22 protein-coding genes are annotated in these 23,614 nt (G+C 41.9%); 14 read left to right on the top strand and 8 right to left on the bottom strand.

From position 1 onward, the window contains the following. Positions 1-45 precede the first annotated feature (45 nt). On the top strand, positions 46-3,237 hold the full coding sequence (locus BA1_RS03575) for an efflux RND transporter permease subunit (RefSeq protein ID WP_008355819.1): 3,192 nt from the start codon (positions 46-48) through the stop codon (positions 3,235-3,237). 29 nt (positions 3,238-3,266) lie between these two features. Here the strand turns inward: BA1_RS03575 and BA1_RS03580 are convergent, their stop codons facing one another. Then, the gene (locus BA1_RS03580; protein WP_008355821.1) at positions 3,267-4,220 is read right to left on the bottom strand and encodes a nucleoside hydrolase; all 954 of its coding nucleotides are present in this window, start codon (positions 4,218-4,220) and stop codon (positions 3,267-3,269) included. Between the two features lie 181 nt (positions 4,221-4,401). Between BA1_RS03580 and BA1_RS03585 the strand changes: the two genes are divergently transcribed. The 4 genes from BA1_RS03585 to BA1_RS03600 all read left to right on the top strand — a co-directional run bounded on the left by BA1_RS03585 (position 4,402) and on the right by BA1_RS03600 (position 8,940). Continuing rightward, positions 4,402-5,310: a diacylglycerol kinase gene (locus BA1_RS03585; RefSeq protein ID WP_007496845.1), complete on the top strand. Its 909-nt coding sequence runs from the start codon at positions 4,402-4,404 to the stop codon at positions 5,308-5,310. A gap of 61 nt (positions 5,311-5,371) precedes the next feature. Beyond that, the gene (gene rlmD, locus BA1_RS03590) at positions 5,372-6,748 is read left to right on the top strand and encodes a 23S rRNA (uracil(1939)-C(5))-methyltransferase RlmD (protein ID WP_034738320.1); all 1,377 of its coding nucleotides are present in this window, start codon (positions 5,372-5,374) and stop codon (positions 6,746-6,748) included. A 254-nt stretch (positions 6,749-7,002) separates the two neighbouring features. Next, positions 7,003-7,977, top strand: a complete 975-nt coding sequence (locus BA1_RS03595) for a tRNA dihydrouridine synthase (protein WP_008355826.1) — start codon at positions 7,003-7,005, stop codon at positions 7,975-7,977. A 105-nt stretch (positions 7,978-8,082) separates the two neighbouring features. Then, positions 8,083-8,940: an SMI1/KNR4 family protein gene (locus BA1_RS03600; RefSeq protein ID WP_008355829.1), complete on the top strand. Its 858-nt coding sequence runs from the start codon at positions 8,083-8,085 to the stop codon at positions 8,938-8,940. A 64-nt stretch (positions 8,941-9,004) separates the two neighbouring features. Here BA1_RS03600 and BA1_RS03605 read toward each other — a convergent pair whose 3' ends face one another. Together BA1_RS03605 and BA1_RS03610 are read right to left on the bottom strand one after the other, a co-directional pair. Next, positions 9,005-9,376 carry a hypothetical protein gene (locus BA1_RS03605; RefSeq protein ID WP_008355831.1) on the bottom strand — a complete coding sequence of 124 codons (372 nt, stop codon included), beginning with the start codon at positions 9,374-9,376 and terminating at the stop codon, positions 9,005-9,007. A 161-nt stretch (positions 9,377-9,537) separates the two neighbouring features. Further along, positions 9,538-9,747 carry a hypothetical protein gene (locus tag BA1_RS03610; protein WP_008355833.1) on the bottom strand — a complete coding sequence of 70 codons (210 nt, stop codon included), beginning with the start codon at positions 9,745-9,747 and terminating at the stop codon, positions 9,538-9,540. A 105-nt stretch (positions 9,748-9,852) separates the two neighbouring features. On the opposite strand from BA1_RS03610, the gene BA1_RS03615 reads away from it, so the two are divergent. Further along, entirely contained in the window at positions 9,853-10,500 is a 648-nt protein-coding gene (locus BA1_RS03615) for a DUF3885 domain-containing protein (protein ID WP_034738322.1), read from the top strand. Between the two features lie 38 nt (positions 10,501-10,538). On the opposite strand, the gene BA1_RS03620 is transcribed toward BA1_RS03615, so the two are convergent. After that, entirely contained in the window at positions 10,539-11,867 is a 1,329-nt protein-coding gene (locus BA1_RS03620; RefSeq protein ID WP_008355837.1) for a 6-phospho-beta-glucosidase, read from the bottom strand. Positions 11,868-12,069: 202 nt separating this feature from the next. Here BA1_RS03620 and BA1_RS03625 point away from each other — a divergent pair, with 202 nt between their 5' ends. Then, positions 12,070-12,801: a MurR/RpiR family transcriptional regulator gene (locus BA1_RS03625; protein ID WP_008355838.1), complete on the top strand. Its 732-nt coding sequence runs from the start codon at positions 12,070-12,072 to the stop codon at positions 12,799-12,801. Positions 12,802-12,814: 13 nt separating this feature from the next. Here BA1_RS03625 and BA1_RS03630 read toward each other — a convergent pair whose 3' ends face one another. Continuing rightward, positions 12,815-14,017 (bottom strand): MFS transporter, encoded by a 1,203-nt coding sequence (locus tag BA1_RS03630; RefSeq protein WP_008355840.1) that lies wholly within the window; start codon positions 14,015-14,017, stop codon positions 12,815-12,817. 146 nt (positions 14,018-14,163) lie between these two features. Between BA1_RS03630 and BA1_RS03635 the strand changes: the two genes are divergently transcribed. Beyond that, a complete protein-coding gene (locus BA1_RS03635) occupies positions 14,164-14,643 on the top strand; it encodes an aminoacyl-tRNA deacylase (protein ID WP_008355843.1) in 480 nt (159 codons plus the stop codon). A 32-nt stretch (positions 14,644-14,675) separates the two neighbouring features. On the opposite strand, the gene BA1_RS03640 is transcribed toward BA1_RS03635, so the two are convergent. Continuing rightward, entirely contained in the window at positions 14,676-15,584 is a 909-nt protein-coding gene (locus tag BA1_RS03640) for a LysR family transcriptional regulator (protein WP_008355844.1), read from the bottom strand. Positions 15,585-15,686: 102 nt separating this feature from the next. Between BA1_RS03640 and BA1_RS03645 the strand changes: the two genes are divergently transcribed. Beyond that, positions 15,687-16,889, top strand: coding sequence for an MFS transporter (locus BA1_RS03645; RefSeq protein WP_008355846.1), 1,203 nt, complete (start codon positions 15,687-15,689; stop codon positions 16,887-16,889). A 134-nt stretch (positions 16,890-17,023) separates the two neighbouring features. On the opposite strand, the gene BA1_RS03650 is transcribed toward BA1_RS03645, so the two are convergent. Then, positions 17,024-18,103, bottom strand: a complete 1,080-nt coding sequence (locus BA1_RS03650; RefSeq protein WP_008355848.1) for a DUF3900 domain-containing protein — start codon at positions 18,101-18,103, stop codon at positions 17,024-17,026. A 199-nt stretch (positions 18,104-18,302) separates the two neighbouring features. Further along, positions 18,303-18,452 (bottom strand): DUF1540 domain-containing protein, encoded by a 150-nt coding sequence (locus BA1_RS18485; RefSeq protein WP_008355850.1) that lies wholly within the window; start codon positions 18,450-18,452, stop codon positions 18,303-18,305. Positions 18,453-18,804: 352 nt separating this feature from the next. Between BA1_RS18485 and rfbF the strand changes: the two genes are divergently transcribed. From rfbF to BA1_RS03680, 5 genes are read left to right on the top strand one after another with little or no spacing between them, the layout of a single operon-like run. After that, entirely contained in the window at positions 18,805-19,569 is a 765-nt protein-coding gene (gene rfbF / locus BA1_RS03660) for a glucose-1-phosphate cytidylyltransferase (RefSeq protein WP_008355852.1), read from the top strand. Positions 19,570-19,573: 4 nt separating this feature from the next. After that, complete coding sequence (locus tag BA1_RS03665; protein ID WP_008355855.1) at positions 19,574-20,545, top strand: GDP-mannose 4,6-dehydratase; 972 nt, start codon at positions 19,574-19,576, stop codon at positions 20,543-20,545. Between the two features lie 12 nt (positions 20,546-20,557). Then, positions 20,558-21,469 carry a putative nucleotide-diphospho-sugar transferase gene (locus BA1_RS03670; protein WP_008355857.1) on the top strand — a complete coding sequence of 304 codons (912 nt, stop codon included), beginning with the start codon at positions 20,558-20,560 and terminating at the stop codon, positions 21,467-21,469. Further along, positions 21,466-22,656 carry a glycosyltransferase family 2 protein gene (locus BA1_RS03675; RefSeq protein ID WP_008355859.1) on the top strand — a complete coding sequence of 397 codons (1,191 nt, stop codon included), beginning with the start codon at positions 21,466-21,468 and terminating at the stop codon, positions 22,654-22,656. The genes BA1_RS03670 and BA1_RS03675 overlap by 4 nt, the downstream gene beginning before the upstream one ends. Beyond that, positions 22,657-23,586: a putative nucleotide-diphospho-sugar transferase gene (locus BA1_RS03680; protein WP_008355861.1), complete on the top strand. Its 930-nt coding sequence runs from the start codon at positions 22,657-22,659 to the stop codon at positions 23,584-23,586. The last annotated feature ends 28 nt before the right edge of the window (positions 23,587-23,614 follow it).

The raw sequence follows: 23,614 nt of genomic DNA on the forward strand, positions 1-23,614 counted from the left end.
TAGAATGACCAGTCAGTCAATACATAAAGGGAAATGGAGGACATAATGAATTCGATCATCAATTTTGTATTAAAGAACAAGTTCGCTGTATGGCTCATGACGATTATCGTAACAGTTGCTGGTCTATATGCCGGATTGAATATGAAACAAGAATCAATCCCTAATATCAACACTCCAGTCATTACGGTTTCTACAACGTATCCTGGTGCAACGCCGGACGAAGTATCAGATAAAGTGACAGATCCAATTGAGAAGTCTATACAAAACCTCAATGGGATCAAAGTGGTCACTTCCAATTCTTTTGAGAATGCCTCATCAATTCAAATCGAGTACGATTACAACAAAGATATGGATGAAGCAAAGAAGGAAATTGAAGATGCCATTAGCAATATCAATTTTCCTGAAAATGCAGAACAACCGAAAATCGCTCGCTTTAGTATTAACGCAATTCCAATCTTAGCACTCAGTGTCTCGGGTGATAAAGAATCATTAGAAGACCTTACACAAAAAGTGGAAGATGACCTTGTTCCTTCGCTTGAAGGATTAGATGGTGTATCTTCTGTCGAAGCTTCAGGACAGCAAATTAAAGAAGTGGAATTTTCTTTTAAACAAAAGAAATTGAAAGAATACGGTTTAGATGAAGAAACTGTCCAAAACATGATCAAAGGCTCTGATGTCAATGTACCATTAGGGTTATACACATTTGGGAGCAAGCAAAAATCAGTCGTAGTGGACGGTAATATTTTAAGCGTCAAAGATTTGAAGAACATGCGAATTCCTGTTACATCAAGTGCAACAGCAGGAGATGGATCGTCTTCTAGCAGCTCAGGAAATGCAGATACCCAAGGTGCTGAGCAGCAGGCTGGAAGTGCAAGTCAGCAGCAAACAGGTCTAGGCGCAGCAAGCAGTCAATCTGTAGAGCTACCGACAATTAAGCTTTCTGAGATTGCAGATATTAAAGTTGTGAAAGAAGCAGAATCGATTTCTAGAACGAATGGAAAAGACAGTATCGGTCTGCAAATTGTGAAAGGCTCTGATGCCAACACAGTGAGTGTAGCAGAAGAAGTCACAAAAGAGCTTGAGAAATTCAAAAAAGACAACAAAGGCATCAAAGTAAGCACCACATATGATCAGGCAGAGCCGATTAAAGAGTCTGTCAGCACAATGCTGAACAAGGCGATCATCGGAGCAATCTTTGCGATCATTATCATTCTCTTGTTCCTGCGAGATATCAAATCAACATTAATTTCGGTGATTTCCATTCCGTTATCCCTGTTGATTGCTGTTTTATTATTAAATCAGCTGGATATCACATTAAATATCATGACACTTGGTGCTATGACCGTCGCCATTGGGCGCGTTGTCGATGATTCGATTGTCGTCATAGAAAACATCTATCGGCGAATGGCATTAAAGAATGAACCGTTAAAAGGCAAAGCACTCGTCAGAGAAGCTACGAAAGAAATGTTTATCCCGATTATGTCTTCGACGATTGTCACAATTGCGGTGTTCTTACCGTTAGCACTTGTGGGTGGAATGATTGGTGAACTATTCATCCCATTTGCATTAACGATTGTGTTTGCTTTACTTGCTTCTCTGCTTGTCGCCATTACAATTGTACCAATGATGGCTCACAGCCTATTTAAAAAGAACCTGTATGGCAAAGCGAAAAAGGTAAAAGAACATAAACCAAGCAGGCTTGCCGGCGGTTATAGACGGATACTCAATTGGACCCTTAATCATAAATGGATTACATCAGGAATTGCGATTCTCATGCTTGTCGGAAGTTTATTCCTAGCACCACTTGTCGGCGTCAGCTTCTTACCGCAAGAAGCGGAAAAAACGGCGATGGTGACATACACGCCAGAGCCAGGACAAACGAGAGAACAAGCAATTGATGAAACGAAAAAAGCAGAAGAATACTTAATGAAACGTGACCATGTCAATACGGTTCAATATTCATTAGGCTCTTCAAATGCACTGACAGCAAGTGTTGGCGGCAATTCTAACGGTGCGTTATTCTTCGTCCAATATGATGATGACACACCGAATTTCGATAAAGAAAAAGATCGTGTGGTCAAAGCCCTGCAAGACAAAACGTCTAAAGGGGAATGGAAATCACAAGACTTCTCATCTGCTGGCGCAAGTAATACAGTGACGTACTATGTGTACGGTGACAAGGTCAGTGATATTGAAGGGACAGTCAAAGATGTCGAGAACATTTTAAAAGATGAGAAGAACCTGAAAAACGTCAGCACAAGCTTATCTGAGAAATATGACGAATATACGTTCAATGCAGATCAAGAAAAACTGGCGAAGCTAGGCTTAACGGCTTCACAAATCGCACAGGCGATTGCTCCTCAAAGCAGTGAAACAACACTGACGAAAGTAACAGAGGACGGCAAAGAACTGGATGTGAAGCTTCAAACGGAAAAAGATGAATATAAGAGCAAAAAAGATTTAGAGAATAAAAAGATCACAACACCGACAGGGCAAGAAGTCCGAATTGGTGATGTCGTGGAAGTGAAAGATGGCACGACAGCAAACACTGTGACAAAGCGTGATGGAAAAATTTACGCAGAAGTGTCTGGTGACATGACGACAGATGATGTATCAAAAGTGACACAGGATGTTCAGAAGAAAGTCGATAAGCTTGATTTGAAATCTGACGTTACGATTGATACAGGCGGTGTAAGTGCGGATATTCAAGAATCCTTTACACAGCTAGGGCTCGCAATGCTTGCAGCAATTGCCATTGTATACCTCGTTCTCGTCATTACATTTGGCGGAGGTCTTGCACCATTTGCCATTCTGTTCTCGCTTCCATTTACGATTATTGGTGCACTCGTTGGATTGTTTGTAGCGAAAGAAACCATCAGTTTAAATGCCATGATTGGATTGCTCATGCTGATCGGAATCGTTGTGACAAATGCCATTGTCTTGATTGACCGCGTCATACACAAAGAACAAGAAGGTCTTTCAACAAGAGAAGCGTTACTTGAAGCAGGTACAACAAGGTTACGTCCAATCTTAATGACGGCACTTGCAACGATCGGTGCGCTGCTGCCACTCGCATTAGGCTTTGAAGGCGGAAGCCAGATCGTATCAAAAGGACTTGGTGTCACCGTTATTGGCGGTTTAACAAGTTCTACACTTCTCACATTGGTCATCGTACCAATCGTGTATGAAATCCTAAGCAAATTTAGACGTAAGAAAAAGTACGCAGAAGAAGAGTAAGAGGAAGCCCCGCTCATTGGCGGGGTTTTTTATGTTGAAATCTGACAAACCGCTTTTCTCATGAGCTCTTCAAACGCTTGGAAAAATGCATCACGATCGACATGGTCGATCACTTGAATGGATTTTCCATCTGGATGTTCTTCGGTACGTCCTTGCCTTGGTGTTTCAGTGTAAACGATCGCGTTCATCTCTTTTGAACGGGTAAATGATGAGGAAGCAAGAGTGATGGTTGTCAGCACATCCCATAAGTAGTAAGTCGAGTTCGTTTCGTGATGAATGAGTGGCGGACAAAAGGCATAACACTGTCCAATAAAATCTATTCCAATATGAGAGCGGAGGGAAGCCCAGCGTTGTCGTACATCAAGTGTGAGCGGGACTTGATTCGTGCTTTCAAGTGCGACCATTTCAATTGGAAAACGCTCTTGAAAGACGGTGCTGACAGCATAGGGGTCCCAAAAGGCATTCCATTCGGCTGTTCCATCATGCTCGGGTTCTTCGACATTGCCTTTTTCAAGGAATGTGCCGCCCATCCATACCAGTTTCTCAATTTTATTTGAGATGGAGGGATCTTCTTCTAAGGCACGTGCAAAGTCTGTGAGCGGACCTGTAAAGAGCAGGGTGACAGGTTCTGTTGCCTTTTTAACCGTTTCAATCAGATGAAGATGGGCTGGAAGTTTGGATACTTTTGTATCAACAGCGCCTTTTTCGTTTAAAATCGGCAGTGCATCTACATAAAAGGCATGCATGCGCCATTCCTTTGGAAATGGATTGACACCTCTAGAGTTGGAAGCAGCGACCTCAATCTCATAAGGACTAAATCGATCAATGATTTTCTGAGACGCACTCAGCGCAGGCTCTAAATAACAATCAGCAGGAATCACAGACACCCCAATGACTTTCAGGTGCTCCATTTGAAGAAGCAGGAATAAGGAGACGAGGTCATCAACACCGCCGTCATGATTGAAATAGACAGGTTTTTTCATCGCATACCATCCTTTTCATCGTTTTCTTTTATCTTATCAGAATGCTTATCTGTTGAGGGAAACGTGCCATGAGATTTCAAATATTAGGGGATTGTTCAGTTGCCATTTTCAAAACTCATAGTATAATTAAAGGTTGTTAGTGGTGAAAATAGATTGCATAATGATAATAGGATGATGATGAATGAAACGTGCTCGAATTATATACAATCCGACATCTGGGCGTGAACTCTTTAAGAAGAATTTACCGCAGGTTTTGCAAAAATTTGAACAGGCTGGCTATGAAACATCTTGTCATGCGACGACATGTGCAGGAGATGCAACACAAGCAGCAGAAAAAGCTGCACAGAGAGATTTTGATTTAATTGTAGCAGCAGGTGGAGACGGCACGATCAATGAAGTCGTCAATGGATTAGCACCGCTTGAAAAAAGACCAAAATTAGGTATCATTCCAGTAGGAACAACAAATGACTTTGCAAGAGCACTTGGCATTCCAAGAGAAGATATATTAAAAGCAACAGATGCCATCATTGATGGAGTAGCAAAGCCGCTTGATATCGGTAAAGTGAATGGCCAATATTTCATTAATATTGCAGGAGGCGGCCGATTAACAGAGCTGACCTATGAAGTGCCTAGTAAGCTGAAAACCATGCTAGGACAGCTTGCTTATTATTTGAAAGGCATGGAGATGCTTCCTTCCATCCGCCCGACAGAAGTCGAAATTGAATATGACGGCAAATTGTTTCATGGAGAAATCATGCTGTTTCTTGTTTCACTAACAAACTCAGTAGGCGGCTTTGAAAAGCTGGCACCAGATTCCATATTAGATGACGGTATGTTTGATTTGATTATTTTAAAGAAGGTCAATCTAGCAGAAGCCATTCGAGTGGTCAGCCTTGCACTTCGAGGCGAGCATATTCATGATAACAATGTCATCTACGCAAAAGCGAATCGCGTGAAAGTAGATGTAAAAGATAAAATGCAATTGAATTTAGATGGTGAATACGGCGGCATGCTGCCAGGTGAATTTGAAAACCTATATCGCCATATTGAATTTATTGTGCCAAAAGCAACAGCTGAAAAAATAGGGTGAAGACTGAACTTGGTTCCTTATGGCGACCAAGTTTTTCTTTGCAAATGAGGTGATAAAATTGGTGAAAATGAAACCGCCCGTTCAAAAAAATGAATACTACAATGTCACCTTCGAAGACTTAACGCACGAAGGTGCAGGAGTAGCGAAAATTGAAGGCTTCCCTGTCTTTGTACCGAATGCCCTTCCTGACGAACAAGGAAAAATCAAAGTCACACGTGTCAAAAAAGGATTTGCTTTTGGACGACTCATGGAGCTGACAAAGGAAAGTCAGCACAGGCAAGATGCGCCATGTCCCATTTACAAGCAGTGCGGCGGCTGTCAAATTCAGCATATGAGCTATGAAGGTCAGCTGAAATTTAAACACAAACAAGTAAAGGACGTATTGGAGCGGATCGGCAAGCTTGATATGAGCCGTGTAAAAGTTCATCCTGTACTCGGCATGGAAGATCCTTGGAATTACCGAAACAAAGCACAAGTTCCAGTTGGTGAACGTGAAGGCGGGCTCGTTGCTGGTTTCTATCAGCAGCGAACGCATGAAATCATTGATATGGAAAAATGTTTGATCCAGCAGTCAGAAAATGACGAAGCGGTACAGGCAGTAAAAGACATCTGTAATGCATTTGGCATTAAAGCATATAACGAAGAGAGGCACAAAGGCTGGTTGCGTCATGTCATGGTTCGCTACGGCATTGCAACAGGTGAAATGATGGTTGTGTTTGTCACAAGAACGGCTAATTTTCCGCAAAAGCAGCAGGTGATTGAGCAAATTATAGCACGCTTCCCACACGTTCGGTCAATTGTGCAAAACGTGAATTCAAAGAAAACAAATGTCATTTTCGGAGACGAAACGACCGTTTTATGGGGAGAAGAATACATTTATGATACGATTGGCGACATCAAATTTGCGATTTCAGCCCGATCATTTTATCAAGTGAATCCAGCTCAAACAAAGGTGCTTTATGACAAAGCGCTTGAATATGCCGAGCTGCAAGGCGAAGAAACCGTTATTGATGCATACTGCGGAATCGGTACGATTTCCTTATTTCTCGCACAAAAAGCAGGTAGAGTATACGGTGTAGAAATTGTGCCAGAAGCAATTGAAGATGCAAAACGAAATGCTTCCTTAAACGGGATTAAAAACGTCGAATTTGCAGTTGGTGAAGCAGAAACTGTTATCCCAAACTGGTACAAAGAAGGTATCAAAGCAGATACATTAGTCGTTGATCCCCCAAGAAAGGGCTGTGATGAAGCATTGCTTGACACAATCATCAAGATGAAACCAAACCGTGTTGTTTACGTGTCCTGTAACCCTGGGACGCTTGCTCGTGATTTGCGTATTCTTGAGGATGGTGGGTATGTGACGGAGGAAGTGCAGCCTGTGGATATGTTTCCGCATACGAGTCATGTGGAGTGTGTGGCAAGTCTTGTGATTAATTAGTAATGTATTGAAGCATCCCGATTTCGTGATATTAAACCGACATCGGGATATTTTTATTTTCGCTTGCTCTACTTGAATAAAAAACGGTAATCGTGGATCAAAAATGAATATTTGTCCAGCATTTGGTTACCAAATGTCCCTTTTTGCAATTTTGCCACGTTCATATTAAAGTATATAATGATAAAAATTGCTGAAAGAATTTACAGAAGGACATGCCCTTTAGGCGCTATGTCATGAGAGGAATTGAACGAAAGATGAATCAAAATTTCTGGCGTGATTTGCCACGGCCATTTTTTATATTAGCACCAATGGAAGAAGTGACAGATGTTGTGTTTCGTCATGTTGTGAGTGAGGCGGCGAGACCGGATGTGTTTTTTACAGAGTTTACGAACAGTGAAAGTTATTGCCACCCTGATGGCATTCAAAGTGTGAAGGGCCGTTTAACGTTTACAGAGGATGAGCAGCCGATTGTTGCTCATATTTGGGGAGACAAACCTGAGAACTTTAGACAAATGAGCATTGGAATGGCGGAATTAGGTTTTCAGGGGCTTGATATTAATATGGGCTGTCCTGTCCCAAATGTCACACAAAACGGGAAGGGCAGTGGCTTGATTCTTCGCCCAGACGTTGCGGCAGAGCTAATTCAAGCGGCAAAAGCAGGGGGATTACCTGTTAGTGTGAAAACAAGACTAGGATTTACAGAGGTCGATGAATGGCGCGGGTGGCTCAGACACATTTTGGAGCAAGACATTGTGAATTTATCGATCCATCTTCGCACAAGAAAGGAAATGAGCCAAGTGGATGCGCATTGGGAGCTCATTCCTGAGATAAAAAAACTGCGTGATGAAGTAGCTCCTGATACGCTTTTGACAATCAATGGTGATATTCCTGACCGTCAAACTGGCTTAAAGCTCGCTGAGCAGTATGGAGTGGACGGAGTGATGATTGGGCGCGGGATTTTCCATAACCCCTTTGCCTTTGAAAAAGAGCCGAAGGAGCATACGAGTGATGAATTGCTTGGTCTTTTAAGATTGCATCTTGATCTCCATGATCAATACTCCTCACTAGGTCTGCGTCCGTTCAAGGCGCTTCACCGTTTCTTTAAGATTTATGTGAAAGGGTTCAGAGGAGCGAGTTTCTTAAGAAATCAATTAATGAACACATCGTCAACAGATGAAGTGCGTGCAATGCTTGATGAATTTGAAGCGAGAAATAACGAACAATCATGATGAAAAAGAGGAGGGGTAACCCTTCTCTTTTTTTATGAATAGGACTATTAAACTAGTAGCTCAAATGGTAAGATGAGATAGAAATGACAATTGGAGGTATTTTATTTGAAACCATTTTGGGATACAGACAGAGAAAGTGAAGAGACATTTAAGAAAATCAATGAAAAAGGCATTGCAAAAGCGGAAAAGAAGCTAGGCGTCATCTTGCCTGATACATATAAGAAACTTATTCTTGAACAAAATGGCGGGTATACCCTGAATAACGCTTTTCCAACGGACCAGCCGAATGGATGGGCAGAGGATCATGTGTCATTTGATCATTTAAGAGGAATTGCCAAAGGTGAAGGCATAATGGATAGCGATTATTTAATAGAAGAATGGGAATTGCCTGAGGGACTTGTGCTTATTTGTGGGGATGGTCATACGTGGATCGCTTTGGATTATAGAGAAACAAAGGAGCATCCGCCGGTTCATTACTTTGATCTAGAATATGAGACGGATTTCAAATTAGCGGATTCGTTTGATGAACTGATTGCTGGGCATTATACCGCAGAGGATAGCTTAGAAGATGGGATGTCGGATGAAGAGTGGCAGGCTGAATATGAAAAGCAGAATCCGCCATTATCAAAAGAAGAAGTGAAGGACATATTCATCACCAAAGACCCTGAACAGCTTTCAAAAATTACAAATTACCAAGTGAAACACATTGATGATATTAAGTGGATCTTTTCTGAAGTAGAAACATACATGCACTCCATTCAAGACGAAGAAATGGTAACGACTGCTGGGTGGGCGCTGAATACGATCTTTATATTGAATGAAGAAATGATTAAGAAGAATATGGATGTTGTCCAAAATGTATGTCGTTTTGCGGAACACTTGAATCAATCAGAAATTCATGAATTGCGGGATATTGCCTTTAATATATCAATCGCGTTGGAATTTGATTTAGAGGAGTCATAAATCTTTCTTTTTTAGTTAGAAAACAAAAGTCCCCCTTTTACTAAAAAGGGGGTCACCAATTCCTTTACTCCGCACTCTCCCCAACCTCACGGCTATCCTCTGTTTCACCAATATAAATAGGACCGTTTGCATGATCGATTCGGATTGGCCATTCGTATGGGACTTGCAGGCGTCGTGCGATGGCTCTCCAAAATTTTGCAGAGTCAAATTCTAGTTCTTGAAAGTCTTTGAGCAATTCTTTATACGAAGACCCATCAAATTGAATGTATGAGTCTTGCAGGCGCATAAAGGCGTAATGTCTCACTTCTAGTGCTGCCGCTGCTTCCATTTCTTCCTCTGTTGCTCCGCCGATGATTGTTCCTGCGGGCGGAAGCATGTCGTAAACGTTAAATTCCTCTTCTTCTTCATGGGATGCGTTGTGCTGTTGATCTGACATTTCCTTCACTCCTTCTCGTTTTAATCAAAATTTTATTCGTGCTTACTACTATTATCGGAAGAAAATGCGAAATGTGGAATGGTCTGAGGAGCAGAATTAGGCATTATTCAGGAATTGATGGGAGAACCATTTCAAAAAAACAACTCTATGAAAAGAGATGTTTAGTGAAGAGCAGGGGCTTTTCGTTTTGATAGGACGTGAGCTATCCATTCGAGAAGAGCAAAAGTCACTAAGAAGATGATGGCCCAGCTGCTAGCATCAGCCCATACATTGGTGATATCAATGATGTTCGCCTGATCAAGTCTGTCCTGGATCCACATCGTGATCAATGTCGTGAGGTATATTTGTAAAAACCATTTGGATTTTTTCAATTAGTCACACCTCCATCTCATGTTATCATATAAGAAATAACAAGGAATTTCCAATTGTTTTTTCCATGTTTCAAGATGAAAATAAAACCAATGGAAGGAAATCAAATGAGCGATCTAATAGATACGTTTTTAAAACACAATTTTTCTGATCTTTTACTAGCACCGCCTCTTTTTTATGAATGGCCGTATGGACTTCGGTTTGAAGTGGCAGATTGGTCATTAGGAAAGGAATCGGATGTATTAGAGAAAGCAGGGGATCGTGCTTTTGACATTGTGAGATATGCGTTTCATCCAGAGGACGAGATGCTATTCGTCACAGATGTTTACACGCAGCATGAACATGAACTAACGAAGCGAAAGCTCCTTGTTTATCAAAAATATGTCGACCGACAAGTGCGTCACAGGTTGCGTCACGAGCGTTTGACCTATGTACAACCAAATCTAGAAGAAACAATGAAAATAGAGCGATTTATGCTCAATTGTCAGATGATGGATATTCGATTGCGCCCGCTTCTTCATGCAATATGCCAAGAAGACTTTTACACGCCGAATCAAATCATGAAAGGAAAGCTTGGTTATGAAATCTATCTAATCAACCTCTCAAAACAGATGATTTTCCACTTATATGATGATCAAGGCTGTGATCTCATTGCGGCAGACCCTGAACATCTGCGGCCGGTCTATGAGGGCTTACAGCACTGGCTATTAACATATGATCTCGCTCGGATGGATCAGCTATTTGCCGGTAAATAAGAAGGAACCGCACTTTCCACAAGTGCGGTTCCTTCTTATTATGCTTCTACTTTATTAAAAAACTGCGGAAGATATTCTTTGTGTGCTTCTAGCATTTCATCTAGGATGCTTTTTGCAATGGCATCTGATGGGACAAGCGGATTGATGGTCATGGCAACAAGGGCTGTGTTGTAGTCGCCTGTCACGGCTGCTTCAGCGGCTACACGTTCAAAGGATTTAATTTGAGAAATAAGTCCTTTGACAGCGACCGGCATTTCACCAACAGCGATTGGTTTTGGACCGTCTTTTGTGATGACGCAGTTCAGTTCAACGGCAGAATCATTTGGAATGTCACTGATCGCGCCATTGTTGATCGTGTTCACAGGCTGAATGTCATGCTTGTCGTTATAAATGGATGCGATCAAGTTACACGCTGCGTCACTGTAGTAAGCACCGCCTCGTTTTTCAAGCTGTGGCGGTTTAATATCAAGATCAGGGTCTTTGTAAAGCTCGAATAGGTCATTTTCTAGTGCACGAACGACTTCTGCACGCGTTCCTTCATTCTCTGCTGCTTTCTTTTCTTCAGCCAGCATATCACTTGTTTTGTAGTAGTAGCGGTGATACGGACAAGGAATTACGCCAAGCCCTTTTAAGAAATCTGCATCCCATGGAATCGCTTGAATGTTGTTCATTGACATGGTGGAGTTTGGATCTGCCATGTCTTCAATGACTTGATCCATGATGCTTTTACCGTCTAAGAATACATCCAGTCCAAATACCATGTGGTTCAATCCAGCAAAGCTGACTTCCACTCTGCTTGCATCTACATCCAGCCCTTTGGCGATGCCCATGCGAATGCCGATTGGCACGTTACATAAGCCAACGACTTTACGGTGATTTGAATAGCGTAGAACGGCTTCTGTGACCATACCGGCAGGGTTCGTGAAGTTCACAAGCCATGCATCCGGGCATAATTCTTCAATATCTTTTACAATATCAAGAATGACAGGGATGGTGCGCAGGCCCTTGAATAGACCGCCAGGACCATTTGTTTCTTGACCAATGACATCATATTTTAAAGGAATGCGTTCATCCTTCATACGTGCTTCCAGTAATCCGACGCGGAATTGTGTTGTGACGAAATCAGCGCCAACGAGGGCTTTTTTACGATCGAGTGTTAAGTGAACTTCAATTGGAAGTCCGGCTTTTTTCACCATTCGTTTTGCAAGATTTCCGACGATTTCAAGCTTTTCTTTTCCCGCTTCAATATCGACGAGCCAAAGTTCGCTAATTGGAAATTCATCGTACCGTTTTATGAATCCTTCCACTAGCTCGGGCGTATAGCTTGATCCTCCGCCAATTGTGACAACCTTTAATCCTTTTGCCATGCTCTGCACCTCCGAATAATGTAACGCACAATGTTATAATAGATTGAAACCAATTGTTCTTTTGTTTGTACAACTATAGCTTATCGTGAGAGCATCTTGTGCGTAAATGGCTTTGGCGTCTTTAGGCAAGGGTGCCCTATTTAGAGATTTGTTACATAAAAGAAACACGTTGTGACATGTTGTTGGAGAAAGGGGAAGTCAGATGTTTTCAAGTGAGGTCATTTCCAGCTTTAATGAACTAGAGAGCGCTTTATACCGATATATTATGGAAAACAGTGAAAAGGTCGTCTATATGAGAATTCGCGACTTAGCAGATGCTGCTCATATTTCTACCTCGTCTGTCCTTCGCTTTTGCCGAAAAGTGAAGTGTGAAGGCTTTTCAGAGTTTAAAGTGAAGCTCAAAATGTATTTAGAATCAGAGCAAACGCCCTCTTTGAAAAGCACACAGCATTTTCTATATGAATTTATAGAACGAACATTGAAAGGAGATTTTGAAGAAAAAATCAAAGAGGCAGCGAGGCTGATTGCTGAGGCAAAAAATGTGCTGTTTATTGGGACTGGCAGTTCTGGCATTCTGGCGCAATATGGGGCAAGATACTTTTCAAGTCTTGAAAAATTTTCGTTTTACATCAATGATCCATTTTTTCCGATGAATATGCAGTATTTAGACAATAGCGTCACGATTGTGCTGTCTGTATCAGGGGAGAACCGTATTACGATTGATCATATTTCGAAATTAAAGAGAGAAGGCAGTACGATCATTAGTATTACAAACAATCAGCACTGTACGATTTCACGTATTTCTGATGTCAATATTGCCTATTACGTTACAGATGAACGGATGCACAGAGCCAATATCACCACACAGACACCCGTTGTGTATATTTTAGAAACCATGGCCCGTGACATGTTTGCGATGTTAAAAGAAAAGTAAAAGAGCCGCTGCCTTAAACAGCCGCTCTTTTTTTCTGCACCATGAAAGCAAGAATGGCGATGCCGGAACAGACGAGGACAAACAGTCCGCATAACAAATACACAAACCTTGCGCCGAATGTATCTGCAATAAATCCAACAAAGAAGATGGATAAACCGGCAGATACAGAAGAAAGGACGTAGTGAGCGGAATACACCTTTGATAAGTCACGGGTGGGTGTTGCTGTTTGAAGAATGGTTTGCTGGGAAACATCTCGAATTTGATAGGCAGGTCCCATCAGAATACAAAGCAGCAGCGCAAGCCATGGAAGGCTGTTCATTGCAAAAAGAATGGTGAGCACTGCATAGATGAATGAACCTGTTGCCATAAAGAGGAGCAGCTGTTTTTGAATGAAACGACTGAACCATGCAGCGAGCAGCCCGCCTATAATGGCGCCAGTATAATAAGCAGCGTTGATAAACCCCCACCAATCCTCGCTTCTATTCAAATCATGCGTGACAAAGGCGAGTGTAATGGCTCCAATCCAAACAGATCCCGCTATATTTTCACAAACATCCATGAATGTCAGGGTACGAATCATTTTATTTTTCCAAATGACCGTCCAGCCGTCTTTGAAACTGTTTAATTGATTCGTTCTTTGAGTCGTGTTTTCTTCCTGAAGCAAAGGCAAAACGGGTAAGAACAATAGATAAGAACATACAATCATGAGACAAGTGAAAGCTAATAAATAAGTTGACCCAATCCACAAGACGAGTATTCCGGTAAACGAATAGCCGGCAATTTGAACGATTTGTTGAAAAATGGAGGCTGTGCTGTTCGCTTGAACAAGCTGATTTGCCTGCACAAGCATTGGCATGATCGCCTGTAATAAAGGACTGATGAATCCGCCTGTCATCGAAATGAGTATGAGTGCACCAAACAGCCAGACGATATGCTGCTGAAAGAAATGGAATTGTGTGGTGAACAAGATCATCATCACAAGACGTGCAAGAGGGAGCCATTTTAAAAGGCGATAGGCTTGAAAGCGATCAATCAAAACAGGAGAGATGAGCCCAGCTAATAGCTGACATAACGTTCTAATGAGTGGAAATAATGCCGCATAGGTAGCAGATTGTGTATCTTGATAAATGACGAAAGTGATGGTCATCACAAACACGATATCACTTAGCATCAGAAGGCTTTTACTGCCTGTGTAAAACCAAAACGTTTTTCCCATATCAAACCGGCTCCTTTTCAAAAACAAGTTCAGTATAGCATGAGAGCGAAGGGGCTAGAGGCTTTCTATTGAAAAATACATCTTAAGGATGAGAGGATTGTGATAAGCTAAATGAAAGGACATTGTAAGGAAAGGGGTTCAATCCATTGAGAAAATTACCAGCACACGACTTTTTGGACAAGCTTGGCATTCCGTATGACATCAAAACATTTTCTGACGAAACAGAGAAGGGTGCAGCAAATGTAGCGGCAGCTCTTGGTTTTAGAGAAAGACAAATGATCAAAACATTGATCTTTGAAACAGGGGAAGGGGAGCAGCTGCTTGTGATGGTTGGTGCTGATCAGCACATCAAATCAGGAAAACTAAAAAAAGCAGCAGGCTCTCGTAATATCAAAATGGCTTCACCAGACACGGTTCTTGAAGTGACGGGCTATCGAATTGGTTCGATTCCGCCATTTTGCTGGCAGCCTGAAGGGTTCCGAACGATTATTGAAGCTTCGCTATTAGAAGAAGAGGTATTAGGAGTAGGAGCTGGCGAGTGGGGAAATGAAATACTCATCACACCAGAACAATTAGTAAAGGCATCAAAGGCTGTTCCGTTTGATCTTGTCCAACCATCCGAATAGAAAAAGTGCCTGTTTACGAAGCAGGCACTTTTTTAATTGAAGGCTGGTGGTATAAATGGTCCAATGTCTTTCATTTGCAGAAAGGCATTCACTGTTTTATTTTCCTCAAGGTCATTCGCTCGTTTGCAGACAACAACAGGTCTGATAATGTCAACTCCTTCGATATACACGCGTCCGATATCTCCACGTTCTAAGCTTTGCTGAACAGCGTCACGAGGAACAAGTGTGATGCCATAGCCAGCTTTGATCATTTGAATGGCTTCATGGACACCGCTGAATTGTAAATCAACGTTCGGTTTTTTAATTCCTTTCGAGGTAAAAAGAGAAAAGAGCTTCTCTCTTGTGGAACTGCCTTCTTCTCGCATTAAAAAGGGTTCATGACGCAGGCGCTCAAGGGGAACGGTTTGTCCGTTCAACGGATGATCAGACGGGACAATAAAATCATAGCTTAAATTAGTCAAATGGGAGGTGTGGATGTCCTCATGGTGCAGGTCTTCAATGACAGCGATGGCGACATCTGAATGATATTGCAGAAGATTCTCTATGACTTGAGCGGAGTTTCCGCTTTTTAATTCAATTTCTGTCTGTGGTGATGATGTTTTAAACGTAGCCAGCCATCCAGGCAGCAAAAAGTTAAGTGGAACGTAGGTAGAAGCAATTCGCAGTCTCCCTTTTTTCCCGTTCTGTAAAAGTGTGATCTGATATTCTACTTCCTTTTCAGCCTCAAATACTTGCCGGGCATAAGGATACAGAATTTTTCCCATCTCTGTCAGTGTAATTCCTCGGCCGTTTCGTTTAAATAGGCGGAAACCGATTTCTTGTTCAATGCTTCTTAATTGAGCCGTCACCGCTGGTTGTGTCAAAGACAACACGTCTGCCGTTTGTGTGACGCTTTTCGTTTCGGCTACCTTTGCAAAAATACGGAGGGCATGTAAATTCATTTTTGTACCACCTATCAATTATTTTGATGATTGGATCAAAAACATTCATTAGATTTATTATAAGGCACCCCTTATCGTAAAGGTAGCGAAGGGGGCAAAAAAATGGATCATCGTCAAAAGCAGGTCGTGTCCATATCACTTATCACTGCGTTTGCACTCATTGGAGATTCAATGCTTTATATTGTTCTGCCTATCTATTGGAGAGAGGTTGGATTATCGTCCATTTGGGAGGTCGGTTTGCTGCTCTCGATCAACCGATTCATTCGCATCCCTTTAGCGCCTGTTGTTTGGTGGCTATACCGGTATGTGCCGATGAAGACTGGCGTATTGATTGCTATCTTGCTGGCGTCAGTGACCACGATGTTATATGGCGTCAGCGGTTTTTGGCTGCTGCTGATCTGCCGGTGCGCTTGGGGATTAGCTTGGACTTTACTTCGTATGAGCGGGATGCGGTTGATGGCTGAAATGGATGAAGGCACACAAGGGCATTTAACGGGTCTTTATAACGGGCTTTACCGTCTCGGCAGTTTATTCGGAATGCTATTTGGCGGGGTATTCGCCAGCTTGATCGGTTTCCAGCCCATGACGCTCGTCTTTGGCTTGCTCACATTGCTAGGGTGTATTTTTTATGTGTCTTTAGATGAGATTGAGAAGGGCAAAGAGACGCAAGTCTATCAAGGCATCAAACAGAAGTGGCTTTCACGTGAAGTTGTGAAAGTTCTTCTGACAGGTATGCTTGTAGCACTGATCATACAAGGTTTATTTGCTTCAACGTTGAGTCATGTGATTGAAGTCAAGATCGGCCAGAATGGAATAGCTCTTCTCGGTTATGTCATAGGTGCGTCTGCTTTAAGTGGGGCGATTCAAGCAATCAGATGGGGATGGGAACCATTTGTCGCACCAAGAGCAGGCAGGTGGTTTGACGGGGTTGTGGTGAAGGAACGAATGCTGTGCTGGATGTTTCTTTCGTTTGGAGCTCTCAGTATACTCGGAGCCATGCTGAAGATCACTGGCTGGTTTCTTGTGATGTTGCTTTTGCTTCAGCTGTTGTCCACGATTTTAACGACGCTAACCGATACGCTTGCTTTTCACAAAGCCTCTACTCAAACAGATAGGAACCGCTTCCTTGCTAGCTATTCCTTTGTTCAAGATCTGGGGGCTGCTTTAGGACCTTTGCTGGGATATACAGTCATTCAATTTTGGGGGGCGAACAGTGTCTTTTGGCTGATGATTATGATGAGCGTACTGTTTTTAAGTCTATGGACGAGAGGCAATCGGCAGCATGTCTCTTATGGGGAAGTGTGAATCATCAAGTCAAGATGTAACAGAAGTCAGGTTAGTGAATGTATTTTCTTCATGATCGCATATGTGGTAAAGGCTGATAGCAACATAAAAAAACTGCCTTCATGCGGCTGAACGCATGAGGCAGTAATATTCACCTATTCAATGCCCGAATCATAGGCTTTTTGCGTCAGCTGGCTGACGACTTCTTTTAAGCCATTTGGTTTATGGAATTCAACAGGTGTGCTACCTTTTTCGAATATGATTTGGTCTGCTTCAACTAGTACGACATAACGATTGTTGACCTTTGCAATATGGATCGAGTGGCCAAAGTCTGCTAAAAGACCTTTGATCTCTGTTTCACCTAGACGCATTTTCATTGTGATGTCAGGGGTTTGTTCAACAATATGTGAAGCTGCTAACGTGACCTGTTCTGTATCGAGCGTTTCCCTAATCTCACGCTTTTCACTCGCTTCCCATATTTCAAGGTCCTCTTCAAATTGTTTTAATTCTTCACTTTCATCCTGTAATGTTTCAAATACTTGTTCCTGAACCATATTCATGACCTGTGATTTCATGATTTCAGGCATCGATTCCCCATATTCGACGAATTTCAGGAAGTCCTCAAAATAACGAGCGTGTGAGGATTGGTGGATTTTCACTTCTGCTTCCTCTGTCATGCCCTCTTCTGGCATAAACGGATATTGAATCGATTTCATGTTTTTGGTTGTAATCGCCATTTCGACTTTTCGGATCAAGGTAGATGTATCAGCAATAGAAGCGACTTTCTGTTCAAAATCACATTTCATGATAAAGACAAAGGAGTCATCGAAATACTTTTTAGGAACTGCGGAAGCAACTAAAAAAACGCCACCCCTCACAGCACTTGTATCTAAATAGGTGCGAACAAATTGTTCGCTGCATTCGTTGAATATTTCCTTTGTATCTGCAAATCTCGTCTGATGAAATAAATTGTAGTTTGGATTTGAATCGAGCTCATGACCCGGTTCGACAATAAAACGGCCAATTTTAGTCGGTACTTGCTCAGACTTAGGGTGTCTGTCCACTTTTCGTTTGACGATTTTTTTCAGCTCACCGTCTAAAAAGTCCTTCAGCTCACTTTGTTCAAATTCCTCTTGGTCTAATGTTTGATAATGTTTAAACCGTTTATTTGCTTGTTCATCTTTGCCTTCTACTTCTACCACAAAGAATGATAGAAAACGTATCGTAAAATCCACTGATTGGTCACCACTTTTTCTTCTTCGGATATGTTGAGTATAGAAAAAGGAGTGAAAATCGTCAACGAATGGAGAAATATCGTGTCATTATTTCCCGAGAAATGTTTACTGAAAAACACTTGATAATAATTATCATTCTTGATAGAATGATAAAAGAAAAGAAGGAACCTGCCAGTTCCTTCATCTCAGAAATCTTTTATTATTTTGTTTCGAATGTTTCGCAATCAGTGTCTACATTGCGAGTCACGTCAGACATTGTGCTTTTACCAATTTTAATTGTAGAGGCTGTACAGCTGTTTTCAGCCCAAAAACGGCAAGAGTTCACTTCACAAAGTACGTTTTGTGCCATGGGAATTCACCTCCGTGATTCATATTGAGAATGACGCAAGCTGCCACTTGATTCATTCAATCTAGTAGTCTCTTTATAGAAAGAGGCTGTTTGTGTTGCGTATGCACATGTTTATCATACCATCTACCCTGAAAATATACAATTTAAACTTTGCAAGAGCGAGAAGACAAATCTCGCTCTTTTTTATTTGTAAAAATAGTTGAATGCTAGGTGGCGCGAACTCTCTTTTTTACATATGAATAGAGTAGATTCAAAACCTGATATCGGACAAAGTATAAGGGAACATGTACTGATTTTCCGCATAAAGATAAGGTTTTTAATCAAAAATTTCATAGAGAGATGAGGGGAGAAGATGAAAGCAGTCATTCTCTGCGGAGGAAAGGGAACGAGAATGAGTGAGGTCACACAAGCGCTTCCTAAACCACTTGCTATGATCGGAGATCGGCCTATTCTATGGCATATTATGAAAATCTATCAGTATTACGGTGTTGACGAGTTTATCTTATTACTTGGATATAAAGGAGAGAAGATCAAAGAGTATTTTCTCAACTACGACTGGCGGCATCACAGCATGCAGCTGGATATGTCGACAGGAGAAATGAAGCTTTTAGGGAAGTCGGAGAACTGGAAAATCACCTTTTTAGATACGGGTGAGGATACGATGACAGGCGGACGGTTAAAGCAGGCACAAGACTACATTGGGGATGAAACATTTATGATGACGTATGGTGACGGGCTCGCCAATATCAATATGTTTCATTTACTTAAGCGCCATCAAGATATTGGGGCAGCTGCCACTGTTACAGGAATTGAAAAGAAGTCACAGTACGGGACACTTAAGGTGTATAACGGGATGGCACAATCCTTCTCTGAGAAGACGGACAGTATCGGGATGATCAATGGAGGATTTTTTGTGTTGTCTCCAAAGGTTTTTGATTATTTAACAGATGATGATCAATGCGTGTTCGAAGCGGAGCCGCTTCAACATCTGGCGAATGATGGAGAGCTTGCGGTTTATGAGCATCACGGATTTTGGACAGCAATTGATACGTACAAAAACTTGAAGGAAATCAACGACATGTGGACAGAAGGAAAACAACCATGGAAGGTTTGGTGACAGCATGAGCGGATTTTGGAATGGGAAAAACGTATTTGTGACCGGGTGTACGGGATTGTTAGGGAGTTACCTCGTCAAGGAATTGATAGATCAAGGAGCAAACGTAACAGGGCTTGTACGTGATCAAGTGCCAAGATCGAATTTATATCAAGGCAGTCAGTTTGAAAAAATGAATGTCGTGCAAGGCGCACTTGAGGACATGCAAACGATTGAACGTGCACTAGGAGAGTACGAAATTGATACCGTCTTCCATTTGGCCGCCCAAGCGATTGTTGGGGTCGCAAACAGACATCCGGTCTCTACATTTGAAGCCAATATTTTAGGGACATGGAATGTGCTGGAGGCGTGCAGGAGGCAGCCGCTCATCAAACGAGTCATTGTGGCATCAAGTGATAAAGCTTACGGTGATCAGGAGCAGCTTCCTTATGATGAAAACATGCCGCTTAACGGGAAGCACCCGTATGATGTATCGAAAAGCTGCGCAGATTTAATTTCTCACACATACTACAACACATATGGTCTTCCGGTTTGTGTGACGCGGTGCGGTAATTTATACGGTGGCGGGGATTTGAATTTTAACCGAATCATTCCGCAAACCATCCAGCTTGTGTTAGAGGGAAAGGTTCCAGAAATTAGAAGTGACGGGACCTTTATTCGCGATTATTTCTACATTGAAGATGCGGTTAAGGCTTATTTGCTCCTAGCTGAAAAAATGGAGGAAAAAGGGCTTGCTGGAGAAGCGTTTAATTTTAGTAATGAAATTCAGCTGACGGTCCTTGAACTCGTAGATAAGATTTTAAAAGCAATGGGAAGTGACCTGAAACCTCGTATTCTCAACCAAGGAACGCATGAGATTAAGCATCAATATTTGTCGGCAGAAAAAGCGAGAAAGCTGCTTGATTGGAAGCCAGACTACTCCATTGATGAAGGTTTAGAGAAAACCATTGAATGGTACCGCGAATTCTTTCAAAAATAGAGGTGTAAATAGATGAACAGCATATATTGTACGGTTCTATCAAGTGGAAGACTTTATCAAGCCATTGCGTTTTTCTTATCGTTGAAGCAAGTAGAAGATGATGCTGTCATCAAGACGTTATGTATGGATGATGCTGCATTTGATTTGCTTCATCAAATGAATTTCCCGCATGTCGATCTTGTTCATGTACGGCAGCTTGAAACACCTGAGCTTCTAGAGATCAAAAAGGAACGGGATGATTCGGAATATTGCTGGACGTTAAAGCCGATCTGGATTGAGCGTATTTTCGAAGAGGAGAAGGCAGAAGAAGTGACGTATCTTGATGCGGATTTATTCTTTTATGAGAGTCCGCAAGTTATATTTCAAAACCAGCCGGATGCCTCTGTTCTCCTATCAAGAGGGGATATCGTCATTCCAAGCTTTGATCCAGAGGAAGTGACGATGCTTCAGAAGCTTTTAGGCCGATATAATTCAGGATTCCTACATTTTAAAGGAGATGAAGCCGGCAGAAAGTGTCTCAGCTGGTGGAAAGAAGAGTGTCTAAAAGAATGCAAAAATGCGCCTGGAGAAGGTAAATTTGGCGATCAAGGGTATTTGGATCATATGCCAATGCTGTTTGACAACGTAGAAGAGATTGAAACGAAAGGTGTCAATATTGGTCATTGGAATTATGGACAGCATGTCTATCAGGAAGAGGATGGACGTATTCTGCTTGAGGATGGAAGTCCGCTCATTTGCTATCATTTCAGTGGTTTTCGGATTGTGAGCAAGGATGATATGCAGCAAATCCATGAAAAAGGAAGAAATGATTTGCCATTTTTCCAAGAAGCCTATCGAGAAGTGCTGCGCCATGTGATTGAATCTGTGGAACAAGTCAATCCGATGTTTAACGGCTATGCCACACTGGAGGTGGATGACGCATGAATGAAAAGCCGAAGGTAAGCGTCATTATTCCGAGCTATAATGCCAAAGAGCGTTTAGAAGGGAGTCTTTTTTCCTTAACACGCCAAAAAACAGATATTCCATTTGAGGTCATTGTCACCGATAATGGGTCAACGGATGGCACGATGGAAATGCTCGAAAAAATGGAAGTGAACTTTCCGTTGAAAAAGGTGCGTATCCCCGTCAATCAAGGGATTGCCAAGGGGCGCAATCATGCCATTCGCGAGGCGGAGGGAGACCTGCTAATTTTTCATGACAGTGATATGCTCGCAGAACCGAGGTTTATTCAAAAGCATGCAGAAGCACATGATGATCAAGAGGATCTTGTCATTTGCGGTGTTTGCTGGAAGCGAATTTATCGTTATTTTTACACTGGATTTGATAAAGATCATGTGAAGCGATTGAAAGAACAAGGGCTGTATCAGCGGAAAATGAAGGACAAAACGCCTCTTTTATCAATGGAGGAAGTGGAAAACGGAGCATTTCTAGAGAGAAGCTTCGACTTGCAGTCCGAATTTATTGATATCCTGAAAGACATTTTAAACACGTACGACTATGATTTAAGTTCTTATCAATTGCCGTGGCGATTTTTCATTACAAATAACTCCTCCGTAAAGAGAAAGCATGTCATGAAACTAGGGATGTTTGATGAAAATATCGTTCGGTACGGGTTTGAGGATTATGATTTGGGGATTCGTCTGCATCAGCTTGGCCTCTCATTTGAGCTGCGTGAGGATATTTTGAGTGTACATCAGGAGCATCCAAGTAATTTAACGTCATTCGATGACATCAAATATAACATTTTGTATATGTGCGAGAAGTACAACAATATTGATTCCATTGATGTTCATTTGGCCTTCTCTGGACCATTTTCTCACACTGTGACCAATGACATCATGAAAGAAATTCGTCAGCTGCGTGAAAACCCGGCATTTAATGATCTGCTCTCTTATTTTTTAGAGCTGCTGCATATGATTACAGAGCGGAATATGGGCATCAAACGTGATCAAAAGGATGTGCTGACCGCAAAGCACTTTTCTTTGAAAAAACTGTCAGAGGCGGCGCAGCTTGCAAAGCAGGAATATGATTCTGCGGTTCTAGTAGAAGCCATTCAAGGGCTGACGCAAGAGCTGCTGCATGTTGACTTGTTTCAAGTGGATGTGCTGTAGATGGCATCCTATCATTTTACAACCATTGTGTCGAATACCCATGTATTGAAGCTGCTGGCGCTGATTCATTCACTTGAGCAGACGGCTCGTTCCTTCAAACTCTCCGTTTTATGTGCTGACCCTTTGGCTTACAAGGTGTTAAGTGAATTTCCTCACCCGCATGTCCAATATGAACAGCTTGAAGACATTGAAGATGATTCGCTGCGAAAGGCAAAGGATGATCGTACGTTTCATGAGTATTGCTGGACATTAAAGCCTGCGTTTTTACTCAAAATTCTAGAGTCCTCTGATGCGGATTATCTCGCTCATTTGGATACAGATTTGTATTTTTATCATCACCCAAAGGAAATATTTGCAGAGAATCCACTCGCTCATTTATATTTGACAGATCATATGAATTCCAAGCGATTCTATCACTATTATGAATTATCCGGCCGTTTTAATACTGGTTTTGTAGGCTGCCGCAACACAGATGTGGCCAAACGGGCTGTGACGCAGTGGAAAGAAAACTGCATTGCACACTGTACGGTAGAAATGGATACGGAAAAAAAGACATACGGAGATCAGCGGTATGTTGAAAGATGGGTCGATGATTTTGAGGGAGTCCATGTGGTGGCATCTAAAGGTGCCAATGTAGCGATTTGGAATATTGAAAACTACGAGCTCTCTGTTGTGAAAGGAGATATTTATCTCGATGAATGTCCACTGCTGTTCTATCATTTTTCCGCCTTTACAATCATTGATGAGCGTACCTTTAATCTCAATTGGTATTACTATATGACAGATCAAAAGCTGGTGGATCATTTGTATCTTCCATATGCCAATTTGATTCATCAAAAGATTCAACAGGTACAAGAGGTATTTCCGGACTTTCAGCAAGGGTTTATCGCAAAGAAGCATGTTCCCGATACACATTTTTATGAGATATGAAAAAAACCGCTCAGTGATTTGAGCGGTT

The organism is Bacillus xiamenensis (assembly GCF_000300535.1).
Lineage (GTDB): Bacteria > Bacillota > Bacilli > Bacillales > Bacillaceae > Bacillus > Bacillus xiamenensis.